Consider the following 12,337-nt stretch of genomic DNA (forward strand, 5'->3'; position numbering starts at 1 on the left):
TCTCAGCGGCTCGTTGATGTGCCAGAAAGTTGCTTATTTAAGCGACCAACATGAACTAAACTCATCAGTTTTATCAGGGGCTTAATGATCAACTGTGCGCTGCCTACGATGAACAGCCAAGTCCCGCTTTCAATCAACGAATCATTCAAAAAGAAAAAACTACCAATTAAAAACCAAATAGCTATGAGCAGATCGTTGGCAGCACCTAACGCCTCATAGCGACGTTGAATAACGACGTGACGGTTTCCTAGATCTAAATCCAACTCCCTGCCATGTACCTGCACTGTAAAACCCTCCTTAGTGTTTCGACTCATGTTGTACCCGAGTAATTTCAACATACTTAGGTATAAAACCCTAACGGACTCAATAGATATGTACAACCATAGAGGAAACAACATGAAGATAAAGAAAGGGGTGCCTAAGCACCCAATTCAATGAAGCTACTAACAGTAATTAACTTCTATTACTAGATAGTAAGTACCAACTTAGCTCCACTTTAATAAGCGGGTCTCATTGCCCTCTTCTGGCTTCGCTGGAATATTGAGTGACAGCAGTAAGCTCACAGCCGCCATACCTGCACCGATGTAAAATACGCTAGCAGGAGAAACCAGCCAAATCACACCAAACGTAACGGGTATCACAACCGCCGCAATATGGTTAATAGTAAACGCAACCCCAGCGGTCGACGCCATATCGGCAGGATCAGCAATTTTTTGGAAGTAGGTTTTGATAGCAAGCGCTAGCGCGAAGAACAAATGGTCGACAACATACAATGCAGCAGCCCACTCCGCGGTTTGCACCAAACCATAACCGACGAATACGAAGATCAAACCGACGTACTCAAACATCAGCGCTTTACGCTCACCAACAACGCCGATGAAGCGGCCGATTCGCTTCGCAAACAAGAAGTTAAAGACATAGTTGATCAAAAACAGCAAGGTAATGTCTGCGGCAGAGTATCCAAACTTCTCTACCATCAAGAAGCCAGCGAAAACCGTGAAAATCTGACGGCGAGCACCACTCATAAACGTGAGCGCATAGTACAACCAGTAACGTTTACGCAGAATGAGTTTCTTGTTTTGAGGCACTTTTGTTTTAAATTGAGGGAAAGCAAATGCCATCACCAAAATAAGCACAAAACCTAAACCACCTGCCATTAGATAGACCGTTTTAAAATCAAGTTTGAGCTGTTCGAGCGAAACCCAAATGGCGCCGTAGGTAAACAGAGAAGCCAAAGCCCCAACAGAAATAAATTTACCCAGCATTTCCGGGGCTTCTTCTTTCGATAGCCATTGTAAAGACAAAGACTGCTTTAGTGTTTCAAAGTAGTGGAAACCGGTGGACATTAACAAGGTGGTAAAAAGTAGACCGTACAAAGTGGGAAAATAACCTGTTAATGCCGTACCAAGCGTAAGCATCGCCAAAGAGACGAGCATAAAGCGTTGTTCACGGATAAAAAGTAAAACGAATACCGCAGTGAAAGCTAGAAAGCCAGGTACTTCCCTAACACTTTGAAGTAAACCGATATCAGCGCCATCAAAGTTCGCTTTCTCGATAACAAAGTTGTTCAACAACGCCATCCAAGTAGAAAAAGCAATGGGCACGATAATGGAAATTAACAGGAGGAAATTTTGCGGCGTTCTCCAGCCTTGCGATGAGGTAGTCATGATGTTTCCTTTAAATATGAAGGCATCATCATAGCTTCAAATGTAACAAATTCGCAATATCATTATTATTTTCAACCCAAACCAAGCAGATATTGCATAGGGATATTGTTATGAAGATAAACATCGCACTCAATTCCTTGGTTAAGCGCGATGTTGAAATATCGAGAGAAATAGGTAAAAACGCCAGTGATGAGGCTCGGTAACTTAATCGATATTCTTTACTGTTAGACGATTCTTAAATTCAAACACATGTTCTGGACACACATCCAAACATCGGCCACAGCTAATGCAGTTTTGATCCATAACTCGACGATCTCCCTCTTTCAATGGTTGTCGAAGCACCTCAGGTTCTGGGCAGACGTAAAAGCAATCCATGCATTTGGTGCAATTTTCGCGGCGAACAGCAGTAACGCGCAACAGGCTTTTTCGGCCTATCACACCATAGGTAGCACCCAGTGGACATAAGTGCCCACACCACCCATGCTCAACTAAGAGTAGATCCAGTACGAACACCAGTGCGATCAACACCCAACCTGCGCCCATACCAAACACCAATCCGCGATGCAGTGCCGCCACTGGATCTAACCATGTCCAAAGAATCGCGCCAGACAGCGCGCTGCCCAACATCAAAACAGGGATCAGCCAATAGCGAATAGCAGGAGACCAACGATAGCTCGCTTTAATGTTGAACTTTCGGCGCAGCCACGCCGCTAAGTCCGTCACGATGTTCAACGGGCATACCCAAGCACAAAATGCGCGCGGTGCTAAAATCGCATAGAACACCACGACAATCACTACGCCTAACAACGCATTAAACTCCGGTATATGCCCTGTCGCCAAAGCTTGAAGCACAATTAACGGGTCACTTAAAGGGACCGTATCGAGCAACATACTCGATGAGAGGTTACCGGTTAGAACCCCTAATGTCGGCCCAGCCATAAACAGCGCAATAATGGTGAGCTGACATAGCCGACGTAAAACCAGAAACCGATGCGCGCGCCACCAACCAAGCTTTTCTACCGCTTCTTTGCCAGCATTTTGAGCTAAGTTCTTTGCCATTACTTACCTCCTTTTAGCGATTCAAGCGCACCTTCCGGTACAGGCGTCTCACTAGGGAGGATATTTTCGAGTGGTTTGTCGATCTCTTTCCAACCAAAATTGTAGTGACTGCCCACTTTGCCTTTCGCCAAATCCGTCGGGACGACTTTAATAGCAGCGACATCCAACACGCACGCTTGTTCGCACTTACCGCATCCGGTACACACTTCGGAATTCACTGTTGGGATAAGTTTGGCGTGATAACCGGTTCGGTCGTTGTGAACCATCTCTAACGTGATGGCTTCATCAATCAGCGGACAAACGCGATAACAAACGTCGCATCGTAATCCTTGCCAGTTAAGGCAAGTTTCATGGTCAATAAGAACCGCTGTCCCCATGCGAGCATCATCAATATCGGTTAGCTTCGGATCCAGCGCCCCACTCGGGCAAGCCACCACACAAGGAATGTCTTCGCACATTTCGCAGGGAATATCGCGCGCAGTAAAGTAAGGAGAACCAGTGGCTACAGGAGAAAGTAATGTCGCGAGTTTCAATGTGTCGTAAGGGCATGCTTGAACACACAAGCCACATCGAATACAGGCTGATTCGAAATCGCCTTCTGGCAAAGCACCGGGTGGGCGAATAGGCACACCTTTCGTTTCTCGAGCTTGGCTTTGCAGCGATTGTAAGCCCAACACACACGCCGCTGCGCCAACGCCTGCCGCAGTTCGGACAGTATCACGCAAAAATCGACGCCGACTTTGCGATGTTTTAGACTGAGAGGATTTCATGCTATTTCCTCAACGAAACTCCTTTATCAAGTTAAGCATAAATAGCGCTAAACGTACCTCTTCCCCATACCTCATAAGAGGTAACTCCACCCTCAATTGATTCAAGTCAACTGATATACAGTGCCGTCGTCACAGTTTGAATAATTCCATTTATTTCCTCCAACATGAAATTCACCACGATACTCTGCCGTGCACGCCATTTTCAGTACAATAATTCAACGCCGTTGCAATCTATTCGCTAAATTCAAAGATAAATGACTACTAAAATTTAGAAAAACATCGCTATAACAACCTAATTTAAAAGGTGTTTATCTCTCAAACTTAAAAAAATACTATCCAAAATAAGGAACTGTGGTTAGATTGAAAATTAATACTAAAAAGCGAAGGAGAGAAGCATGGAAATTATCGTACGTCCAACAACCGTTGAAGACGCAGCGGCACTCGTAGAAATCTATTCACAACCAAAAGCACAACGTGAAACCCTGCAACTCCCAAAACCTTCGCTCGCAATGTGGGTGGAACGATTGTCAAATATGCCCGCTGGCGTTTACAGCTACGTCGCTGAAATCGATGGCAAAGTAGTGGGTAACATTGGCTTTCATCACTCGCAGCGTCCAAGAACGGCGCACACGGCCGCGTTTGGTATTGGCGTTCACGACCAGTTTCACGGCCTAGGCGTGGGAAGTAAATTAATTGAAACCATCATCGAGTTGGCAGATAACTGGCTAAACGTGAGAAGAATTCAGATAGAAGTCAACGCCGATAATGGCGCCGCCATTGGCCTGTACAAAAAGCATGGATTTCAAATTGAGGGCGAAGCGATTGATGGCTCCTTCCGAGATGGCGAGTTCATCAATACCTATTACATGGCACGTATCAGGCCAAGTAAAAAGTAAATCAAAGCCTCCTAATTGGAGGCTTTTCTTTTTAAACTTCTACTCACTTTCGTAAGTGAGCCAGCGCTCTGCTAGTCAATGCTTCTGTGTAAGGGTTGATCTTCCAGTGATCAGGGCTCCAGCCTTTCACAAAGCGTTGAAAGTCAGCCCACGCAACCGCAAACAAAGGACGCCATTCGCGCTCGACTTCATTGGGGTCAAGATTCGGCTGATAAACCATTAACGCCTGTTGCAACTGAGCAAAATACGTATCCAAGCCCCAAACTTCCATCTCTGCACAACGTTCTGGCTTGACGGCGCTGCTCATGAACAGTGCTACGTCTTTCATCGCACAGCCATGTCCGATGTATTGAAAGTCGACCGCAGCAACGCTTGATTCTTCTCGATCAAAACAGAAGTTCGCCAATTTAGCATCACCGTGTACAAGCGTTTTGAACTTGGCTTGCGAAAGCGTTTGATCAATCAATTGAGCGGCATTTTTTAGCTCGGTGTCTTGCAGCACCTCAAGCTCATCGGGTCTGGTTGCCAAGTGCCAATACGTGCCGCTATGCCACAGCTTATCCGAGCGAACACCGATGTAGCGCGCATGAAAGTTCGCCAACCAAGCAAGGCAGGCTCGTAGATGCTCTAGCTTTGCATCGGTGATGACTTTTGGAAAGCCCGCCTCGGCGAGATCTTCCATCACGATGAGCCATTCATTCTCCGATTGGAACGTTTTTAGACCTTGTGGTACTCGGCAGCGAGTGCTCACCTCTCTGGAAAAATGCGTATACCAATTCACTTCCACCTGATAAGAGTGCAGCTTTCTTTGGTGAGAGCGGTCCGTATTTCAACCTCTTGGGTGCTCTGAAGGCTTAGGGAGTTTTACATGCTTAATGATCACCGAACAAGTTGAATAATTAACTCGGACTAACTCACCATAGCCTCCCCATAGCGATTGTATGACTTCTACCGATTGATAATTCCCAAGCTTTAGCTCCTGGCCAATGCTTTGGTAACGTTGGTGGTTGTCGTTCATCATCATGCAAGCAGATGTGACCACGCTTGGTTTTTCTCCATATAATGAATGACATATGGACAGACTGGTTTGATTTGGTAACCGAGTGCCTCAATTTCTGGCAATACCGCTTCCATCATCACTTTTCCGTACCCTTTACCTCGTAATGCTTCAGGAACTACGGTTGATGTGATGTGCATGACATTGTTCTCAAGCTGATAAACCACCTTGGCTTTATAACCTTGTTCTAAATCAACCCAAAATGTGTTGTTTTCAACTTCATGAGTTACTTTATGCATATCTTGCTCTCTAATTTTTGTTACGGATTGATTGAATCAAACTATATCACTGAATAGAATCAACACCATGCGGAAGTGCTCTGTCACTTCACGCCATTACCTTCTCAAATCAGGTACGACAATAATAATGAGAAATATGAGCCCTATTGCCAGAGACGGCAAACTACCTCTGCAAAGCAAGAAGGCACCCGAACGTCAGGCAAGTACACTAAATAGCACCGATGCAATGGCAATGGTCGAACATGGCAGTGAAGTAAGTTTAAACGTCACGACACCTGTTGGTACCAAGTTTATTACAACCAGCACATTTGTCGGCTGTCACTCAAATAATACCGCATTGATAGAGGTTCCGAACATCTCCGATGAGGACTTGAAATTCTATTTTCAAGAAGGCTTTTGGATCAATGTAAAAGCGTACTCTCATCGAGGGGAAGGTGCTGTCATTCCATTTCGGGCGCAATTGCAGCACCGACTCGGCGACCCGTATCCAATTTTAGTGCTAAGTCTACCTAACACCATGCAGGTCTTTCAGCTTCGTAAAGAAGTACGTTACGAAGTGAATTTGAGGGCGCGCGTTTGTTTAGAAGCCTATCGAACTGAATGCGAGATAAGAGATTTATCTCGTAGTGGCTGCCGCTTTGTGACATCACCAATGAGCCGACCACTTCAGGTTGGTGATCGCGTTTCATTGGACCTAACCATGCCCGGTGAAAGCCACATGCTCGCGCCATTGCGAGGTCGTATTTGTAACTTACAAAAATCGACACACCATGCTCGCTATGGAATGGAGTTTGATGAGGTTGGTAAAACCAACGCTAAAAGTCTCCTGAGTCACCTAAAATTTGATGGGACTAAACTCACACTAAAAAGGTAGCTTTGATAATGAGCACCAAGTAGCGGCCAGTTTTGATACCCGGAAAACAAGAAACCCCTTACTGTAAAGTAAGGGGTTTTGTTTACTAAGAATAAGGCAGTATCTTAGATAACAGTTTCGACTTAGAAGTCGTAACGTAGACCTAGCGCTAGCTCATCTTTTTCATCAGCGCCTTCGTTATCCATTAGATCGAAGTTGTATGATGCGTAGCCACGGAAGTTAGGCTTGAAGTAGTAAGTAACATCAACAGCTAGGTTTTCTACAGTATCAGCATCTTCTAGCTCACCTTTGTTGAACGTAGAAGTAAATACAGTTTGACCCATAGTGTATGATGCAGCTAGTTCGTAACCTTTGTAATCCGCAGACTCACCTGCAACATCCACGTCTGCGCCTGTGTAGTTACCAGCGAAGTAGAAATCACCTACAGAGTATGCAGCAGCAAGCATGAACTCATCACTATCGTTTTGGTCTGCATAACCAGCACCTAGTTCAATACCAGTATTAGCAAATGCGTAGATACCAGATAGAGAGAAGCCATCTTCCTCGTTGTCTGTAAAACCTTTTGCATCTGTTGTGCGATCAGCAAAGCGGTAGCTAGCACGTACAGCTAGTTGCTCGAATTGGCCTTTGTAAGAAAGCATGTTGTCTGTACGGTCAGATACAGGCAGCTTAAGTGCTGCAGTGTTACCGTGGTAAGCCATAATATCGGTAAAGTCAGTAAGAACGAATAATGCACCGTCGTTTTTACCGTAAGTTACTTCACCGTACTTACCGCCTAGGCCTGCGTAAGCGTAACGAGTTTCAAGATCACTGTTGTTATCTACGGCACCTTCTTCTTTTGTTTCGAACTCACCTTCCCAAAAACCAACACCGTATAGGTTTTCATTGATTTCCTGTTTGCCTAGGAAGTTAAGACGGATGCGAGTACGGTCTTTTGCCTTACCATCCATCATAGAAAGACGCGCTTCAGCGCGGCCGCCCATCTCAAGAGAAGTGCCATCTTGGTTGTATAGTTCTGAAGCGACAACTTGAGATCCTGATGCCATTAGCGCCACTGCTACAGCTAAAGTTTTTAATTTCATTGTTATTTTCCATATCATTGTTTTATATGTATTTTCTCACCAGAAAAACAGGACTTTTCTGTACCAACGAGAAAACTGGCGGCATAGTAGCAGCTGTTATTTTTCACGCAACGCGTTGAATAAACAGCACTTATAGAAGAAAACACCAAGTAAAATGACGATATGAATACCTCTCAACCATCAAGTTATCGGTTGAGGTAAAAAAATCGTTCGCGTCAAAAAAAAATTGACGCAAAAAATGTAAAAACAATCTCATTATATGTGATTTTGCTCGCAAAATATTTTCACTAAATGACTGTTTTAGATAGACTTCCTGATTTTAAATCAGTTTCTCACAAACAAAAAAATCCCCAAGCAATAGCTCAGGGATTTATACATTTTGTTAGGCGAATAGCGAATTAAAGCTTAAAGAAGCTCAATTGCTCTTTCTGCTTCTCTGCAAGTAATGAAAGCTCAGTGCTCGCGCTTGCGCTTTGACTGATACCCGCCACATTCTGGTTAACCAGTTCAGACATGTTAACCACGTTGCGGTTGATGTCTTGAGTGACTTGAGACTGCTCTTCGGCTGCGGTTGCCACTTGCGTGTTTGAATCGTTAATGTTGGCTACCGACTCGGTAATACCAACCAATGCCTCATTCGCTTGATGCGTCAGTTCGTTGTTACGACTAAGCATATCAAGGCTGACTTGCATGCTGTCATTCGCAAGCCCAGACTGCGCTTGAAGTTCTTCAATAATCGTTTGGATCTCTTGAGTCGAGTCTTGCGTGCGTGCCGCGAGCATACGTACTTCATCCGCAACAACCGCAAAACCACGACCAGACTCACCAGCACGCGCTGCTTCAATCGCAGCGTTCAATGCGAGTAAGTTGGTCTGCTCAGAGACACCGCGAATCACTTCAATAACGTCGTTGATCTGAACCGACTGCTCTTTTAAACGCAGTACCACTTGCGCTGCATCGTTCAATGCCTGAGACATCTGTGCGCTTGCTTCTGCGCTCTCTTGGAAGATAGCCAGACCTGATTGCGCAAGACCATCAGCTTCGCGAGCTGTCGAATCCGCAGACGTTGCGTTATCGCTCACGTTGTTTGCCGTGCTAGCAAGTTCATTAACAGCCGATGCAACTTGTTCGATCTCAGCGAGCTCTAGCTGAGCATTCGCTTCTGCTTGCGTCATTACTGCGGCAAGCTCAGTCGATGCCGAGGCAACCTCTTCACTGATACGAGTTAGCTGGTCGACCGTGTTATAAAGCTGTTCTGCTGTTTGGTTAACATCTTTGCTCAGCTTCGCAATTTCGTTATCACCATCTACATCTGCGCGAACTGATAAGTTGCCCATTGCCAACTGACGCATCACTTCTTGAAGTTTTTGAATAGGCGTAACAATCATGCCTGATAAGATCCACGCCCCCACCAATGAGAACGCAAATACCGCAAGAACTGTCAACATAGCGTTGTTTTGTACACGCTCATTCTGTTGATGGCTTCTTATGGTCGACTGCTCTGCTTGGTCATTCACATGCTTCGACAGAGTATTGATTTGTTGAACCATTTCTCGGCCAACATTACGGTACTCTTTAATGAATGCACGGTACTCACTGTCCGACTTCAAGCCTTGATCGTACTGGTTAAAGAAAGCCACTGAGCGCTCTGAATATCGAACATAGGCTTCGATCGCTTGGCGAACTTTAATCGCATCTTCACGAAACAGATTACGAGCTTCAATCGCACTTAAATCAGCTTCAACCTGCTTTAAGCCTTCTTTCAATTCATTAAGAAAATTTTCACGACGAGAAGCGTCGTAGATAGCGTAAACCGCTGTAATACGAAGTGGATAAATTTCATCGTCAATACGCGCCAAAGTGTCTTTATGGAAAACCAAAGACTCTTGGTTGGAAGCAATAACATCTTGCTCAGCTTGAAGATTGTTTTTAGTAATCCACAAAGCAATAAACAAAACAATCGCGGTAAATAATACCGGAACCAAAATTTGCGTTCGTACTGACAAATTTTTCAGTGATAACTGCATGACTGGACCTCAGTTGTATGCGTGATGCCTATATCCAAACGAACTCAAGCAACTCTTAATACTGAAGCTGCATTTCGGTTATTTGAATATCTATGCTTCCTTGCGACGGGAAAGTTCCCAGACGAATAAACAAGTGGCGAATATTAGAGGTCGATCACACTTTTGTCTAGTACAAAAAGTCCCCATTTTCAATCTGTTATTGACAATATCCCGACAGTAGTGTCGGGATATTGTCGTTATGATAAATTGTGATCACTTATGATGAGATACATTCACATTTAGGACGGTTTTAGGCTATTTTCTCAACGAATTGAGCTTAGCTTGAGCAAGGCCAAAAATCGTATCTATTGGATAAGAACCTTCATCGGTTGGCTCACCGGCGACTTTCCCCGTGAACAGCTCGATGGCTTCAGTGACATGATCAATCGCCCAAATATTAAACTCACCTTTTTCTACTGCTTTCACGATGTCGGAACGGAGCATCAAGTTATGAACATTAGATTGCGGGATAATGACCCCCTGCCCTTCATGACGACCTTTAATCACACACACATCGTAAAAGCCTTCAATTTTTTCGTTCACACCACCAATCGGCTGAGCTTCACCAAACTGATTCATTGAGCCTGTAATCGCAATGTCTTGTCGGTTTGGTTGCTTTGAAAAAGCAGACACCACAGCACATAGCTCTGCCATGCTGGCACTATCACCGTCGACACCACCATAAGATTGCTCAAACGTAATCGTTGTGGTTAATGGTACTCGCGCCGTTTTACCAAACACGGAAGACAAGTAGGCCGATAGAATCATCACGCCTTTAGAGTGAATACTGCCGCCCAAATCCACACTGCGTTCGATATCGATAACATCCCCATCGCCGTAACACGTCGTCGCGGTGATGCGATTCGGCGCGCCAAACATGTAGTCGCTGGTGCTTAATACCGAGAGGGCATTCACTTGACCGATAGCCTTCCCTTCAGTGCGAATCAAGGTTGTACCGTTGACAAACGTTTCCATCACATTGTCGCGTAATCGGCTCACTCGCATTTCTTGGTTCTTGAGCGCCTCTTCCACATGACCGATACGGATCATGTTGGAGTTGGCTTGACGAGCAACGTAGTTTGACTCACGTAATAAATTCGCAATATTGGCAGAGTGGAGTGATAGCTTGGTTTGATCACCAGACAAGCGTGAACTGTATTCGATAATCCGTCCCATGGACTTTCTATCACAGTGCAGCATATTGTTGTCGTTCACGACGCTAGAAATAAAGCGCGCATAGTGCAGTTCCGACTCTGGCGTCCGCTTCATCTCATCTTCAAAATCCGCTGTCACTCGGAACAACTCACTGAACTCTGGATCGTAATGCTGCAGCAATTGATAAGTTCGGTAGTCACCAAACAAAATGATTTTAATGTCGAGCGGGATAGGCTCGGGATCGAGTGATACCGCCCCTGTCAATGTCACTTCTTTTTCTAGGGAGGTAAAGCTCAATTGACGAGCACGCAGTGCGCGCTTCAAACCATCCCAAACGTAAGGCTGTTCAAGCACTTTCTGTGCATCCATTAACAGAACGCCGCCATTCGCCTTATGCAAACTCCCCGCACGAATCAGCGAAAAGTCGGTAAACACGGTTCCCTTGAAAGTGGCTGTCTCAATCGAACCGAAGAGCGAATGGTAATTGGGGTTTTCTTCAACAACGATAGGAAAGTCACTGCTGTTGCGGCTTACCAAGACGTTCACTTTATAACGACGTGGTAATTTTTTATCCAACGACGCCGTCGCAATTTCGCCTTGCTCACCACTTTGGTCAAGGAAGATATCTGCGTTTTCAACAATATCTTTTTGCAGCTCAGTTAAGTACGTTTTGATTTCAGAATATTCCGCGTAATCCACTTTGAGCTTTTTAATGAAGTGAGTAATCACATCGAGCGTCACTTCATCATTAAGCTTTTTGATTTTGTCGCTGTAAGTTTCTTCCCACTCTGTGAGTTCACGAACCATCGAACGTAACCGCACTTCGAGTTCATCAATAGCATCGCTGAACTGCTCTTGCTCTTTCTTACTTAGTGCATCAAAAGACTCTTCCGTATGAAGCTCGTCACCATTCATGGCGACAAACTGATAATCACCTTGTGTGGTAAGCGTCAAGCTAATGCCTTTCTCTTTTGCCTCTCGGCTAATGCGGTCCAGCTCGTTTTGTTGCTTCGCTGCCAATTGGTTTTTTAATCGCTCAGCTCGGCTAAAGTACATTTCATTGTCGAACGCTAGGGGTAAAGCATTCAGTAGTTTGCCCATTAAGGCTTCAATATCAACACGTAACTTATTCCCGATACCACAAGGCAGCTTCAACACCTTGGGTGTACGGGTATCTTCAAAGTTCGCAACGTAACACCAATCAAACAAGGCTGCTGCATCGTGCTGGTGACGATTCAGATAGCGCAGGATCATGGTGCGTTTACCTAGCCCATTCTGACCAATGGCGTAGATGTTATACCCTTTCTCTTTGATGGACATCGCAAACTCGACCGCTTTTTGCGCGCGCTCTTGGCCCACAATCTCATCAATTGGAGGTAACTCCTTGGTCGACTTACATGGCATATTCTCTAGATCTGCTACAGAATATAGCTGCTTAGCTTCCAATCTTAGTATTGCCATATCCACTTCCT

General features: G+C 45.0%; 10 protein-coding genes and 1 pseudogene. 2 read left to right on the forward strand and 9 right to left on the reverse strand.

The window, feature by feature from the left end; translation table 11 throughout:
- Positions 1–2: 2 nt before the first annotated feature.
- The 4 genes from FKN16_RS11165 to napG all read right to left on the reverse strand — a co-directional run bounded on the left by FKN16_RS11165 (position 3) and on the right by napG (position 3,496).
- Entirely contained in the window at positions 3–314 is a 312-nt protein-coding gene (locus tag FKN16_RS11165) for a YrhK family protein (RefSeq protein ID WP_043884592.1), read from the reverse strand.
- A 171-nt stretch (positions 315–485) separates the two neighbouring features.
- The gene (locus tag FKN16_RS11170) at positions 486–1,667 is read right to left on the reverse strand and encodes an MFS transporter (protein WP_005394895.1); all 1,182 of its coding nucleotides are present in this window, start codon (positions 1,665–1,667) and stop codon (positions 486–488) included.
- Positions 1,668–1,871: 204 nt separating this feature from the next.
- On the reverse strand, positions 1,872–2,726 hold the full coding sequence (gene napH / locus FKN16_RS11175; protein ID WP_170902707.1) for a quinol dehydrogenase ferredoxin subunit NapH: 855 nt from the start codon (positions 2,724–2,726) through the stop codon (positions 1,872–1,874).
- The gene (napG, locus tag FKN16_RS11180) at positions 2,726–3,496 is read right to left on the reverse strand and encodes a ferredoxin-type protein NapG (protein WP_015313573.1); all 771 of its coding nucleotides are present in this window, start codon (positions 3,494–3,496) and stop codon (positions 2,726–2,728) included. Before napG ends, napH begins: the two co-directional genes overlap by 1 nt.
- A 395-nt stretch (positions 3,497–3,891) precedes the next feature.
- Here napG and FKN16_RS11185 point away from each other — a divergent pair, with 395 nt between their 5' ends.
- The gene (locus FKN16_RS11185) at positions 3,892–4,392 is read left to right on the forward strand and encodes a GNAT family N-acetyltransferase (RefSeq protein WP_170902708.1); all 501 of its coding nucleotides are present in this window, start codon (positions 3,892–3,894) and stop codon (positions 4,390–4,392) included.
- A 43-nt stretch (positions 4,393–4,435) separates the two neighbouring features.
- On the opposite strand, the pseudogene FKN16_RS11190 reads toward FKN16_RS11185, so the two are convergent.
- Both FKN16_RS11190 and FKN16_RS11195 read right to left on the reverse strand, forming a co-directional pair.
- A pseudogene (locus FKN16_RS11190) lies at positions 4,436–5,413 on the reverse strand (phosphotransferase).
- Entirely contained in the window at positions 5,413–5,688 is a 276-nt protein-coding gene (locus FKN16_RS11195; protein WP_006741945.1) for a GNAT family N-acetyltransferase, read from the reverse strand. Before FKN16_RS11195 ends, FKN16_RS11190 begins: the two are co-directional and overlap by 1 nt.
- Before the next feature lie 136 nt (positions 5,689–5,824).
- On the opposite strand from FKN16_RS11195, the gene FKN16_RS11200 reads away from it, so the two are divergent.
- The gene (locus FKN16_RS11200; protein WP_041853113.1) at positions 5,825–6,562 is read left to right on the forward strand and encodes a flagellar brake protein; all 738 of its coding nucleotides are present in this window, start codon (positions 5,825–5,827) and stop codon (positions 6,560–6,562) included.
- A 122-nt stretch (positions 6,563–6,684) separates the two neighbouring features.
- On the opposite strand, the gene FKN16_RS11205 is transcribed toward FKN16_RS11200, so the two are convergent.
- The 3 genes from FKN16_RS11205 to FKN16_RS11215 form a co-directional block, all read right to left on the reverse strand.
- Positions 6,685–7,644 carry a porin gene (locus tag FKN16_RS11205; protein ID WP_005394882.1) on the reverse strand — a complete coding sequence of 320 codons (960 nt, stop codon included), beginning with the start codon at positions 7,642–7,644 and terminating at the stop codon, positions 6,685–6,687.
- A gap of 398 nt (positions 7,645–8,042) precedes the next feature.
- A complete protein-coding gene (locus FKN16_RS11210; protein ID WP_134646076.1) occupies positions 8,043–9,671 on the reverse strand; it encodes a methyl-accepting chemotaxis protein in 1,629 nt (542 codons plus the stop codon).
- 294 nt (positions 9,672–9,965) lie between these two features.
- Positions 9,966–12,326 carry an ATP-binding protein gene (locus tag FKN16_RS11215; RefSeq protein WP_005394880.1) on the reverse strand — a complete coding sequence of 787 codons (2,361 nt, stop codon included), beginning with the start codon at positions 12,324–12,326 and terminating at the stop codon, positions 9,966–9,968.
- Between the last annotated feature and the right edge of the window lie 11 nt (positions 12,327–12,337).

Origin of the sequence: Vibrio sp. 11-4(1), assembly GCF_013048625.1 — a bacterium.
Taxonomy (GTDB): Bacteria; Pseudomonadota; Gammaproteobacteria; order Enterobacterales; family Vibrionaceae; genus Vibrio; species Vibrio diabolicus.